Raw genomic sequence first — 1,808 nt, 5'->3', positions numbered from 1 at the left:
GGCTGCGAACTGCGCATCAACGCCCGCGTGCTCAAGATCGAGAAGGACCCGGACGGCCGCGCGAGCGGCGCTCTTTATGTCGACCGCAAGACCGGGAAGCAACATTTCCAGGGCGCAAAACTGGTTATCGTGGCCGCGAACGGCATCGGAACGCCACGGCTCCTTCTTGCATCCGACAATCTTGCCAACGCCAATGATCAGGTCGGACGTTATCTTCTGCACCACACGCTGGTTGCCTGCGAAATGTGGGTCGACGAGCCTGTCGACGGTCATATCGGTTACGTCGCATCCCTGCTGTCGCGGCAGTTTGCCGAGACGGACGTGTCGCGCGGTTTCGTCAACGGTTTCAACTTCAATTGCATCACCTCCACGCCGTCGGCCGGAGAGCTTGCGGCAGGCTGGTTCACGCCGGCCCACGCGCCATGGGGCCGCGACCATCACCCTTGGTTCGAGCGCCACTTCGGCCATTCCATCGGCGTTTTCGCCATTGGCGACGATCTGCCCAATCCGGAAAACCGCGTGACGCTGGATCCTGTGCTGAAGGATTCCGATGGCGTGCCTGCGGCAAAGACCCGCTACGCGCCCGGCGAGAACGACAAGCGTATGATGAACTACATGCTGGATCGCCTCGAAGAGCTCGCAAAGGCCTGCGGTGCTTTCGAATATCGGCTGCATGATTATCGCGACAAGGAGGGCGTTTATCGCACACCAGCCTGGCACATGATCGGCACCTGCCGGATGGGCAGCGACCCATCGACATCCGTCGTCAACCAATGGAACCAGACCTGGGAGGTGCCAAACCTCTTCATTGTCGATGGAAGCGTGCTCACCACCGGCGGCGTCGTCAATCCGACGGCCACCATCTCGGCGCTCGCCTTGCGTGCCGCGGCCTATATTCGCGACAATTTCGAAACCCTCTCGCAGCAGACGCGATCGTCGATAGCCGCCTGACGCGGATGATGCGGGTTGTCCGTCGATCGTCTCGCATATCAGGCAAGGACGATCCCTCGCCTGCGTGGTCCTGATTGGCATCATCGCGATCGGAGAAAGACAAAATGGTCCAGCGCCCGCCTGCCGAGCCCGGAATGAGCGAAGCGGATATCGATACCCCTGCCCTCATCATCGATCTCGATGCAATGGAAGGAAATCTCGACCGTATGGCCGCATTCTGCCGTAAAGCAGGTGTGCGGTTGCGCGCTCACGCGAAAACCCACAAGTCCCCGGTCATTGCTCACTGGCAGATTGCCAGAGGGACGATCGGCCAATGCGTGCAAAAGACAGCGGAGGCCGAGGTTCTCGCCTGGGGAGGTATAGGCGACATTCTCGTTTCGAACGAGGTCGTTTCCTCCCGCAAGCTGGCGCGACTGGCCGCGCTGTCCAGAATGTCGAAAATCTCGCTCTGTGCCGATAGCGCGGCCGTGGTCGACCAGATCGAGGCAGTGGCCGAATCCTTTGCCACGCGGTTGACAGTGCTGGTCGAGATCGACGTCAGTGGCGGTCGCTGCGGCGTGGAACCTGGCGCCCCCGCAGCGGCACTGGCGGTCCGCATAGCGAGAAGCCGCCACCTGGTGTTCGGTGGCCTGCAATCCTATCACGGGCGCGCCCAGCACCTGCGCGCCGAACAGGAGCGACGCGACGCTATCGGCCAGGCCGCGACGCGAACGGCGGATACGATCGCCGCAATCAGGAAGCAGAAGCTGGACTGCGCGATCGTCGGCGGCGCAGGCACGGGAACCTTCACCCACGAAGCAGCCAGCGGCGTCTACAACGAGCTCCAGGCCGGCTCCTATGTGTTCATGGATGCCGAC

2 protein-coding genes are annotated in these 1,808 nt (G+C 62.1%); both read left to right on the top strand.

Annotation, left to right across the window (positions count from 1 at the left end; genetic code table 11):
- Positions 1–951, top strand: a 951-nt coding sequence (locus EN964_RS33380) for a GMC oxidoreductase (protein ID WP_164776297.1), incomplete at its 5' end; no start/stop codon positions are given.
- Between the two features lie 134 nt (positions 952–1,085).
- Positions 1,086–1,808, top strand: a 723-nt coding sequence (locus tag EN964_RS33375) for an alanine racemase (protein ID WP_245490721.1), incomplete at its 3' end; no start/stop codon positions are given.

Source organism: Mesorhizobium sp. M7A.F.Ca.CA.001.10.2.1 (genome assembly GCF_003998575.1).
In the GTDB taxonomy this organism is placed as follows: Bacteria; Pseudomonadota; Alphaproteobacteria; order Rhizobiales; family Rhizobiaceae; genus Mesorhizobium.
Note: the sequence above shows the minus strand (reverse complement) of the source record. Positions and strands in the feature narration are given on the sequence as shown.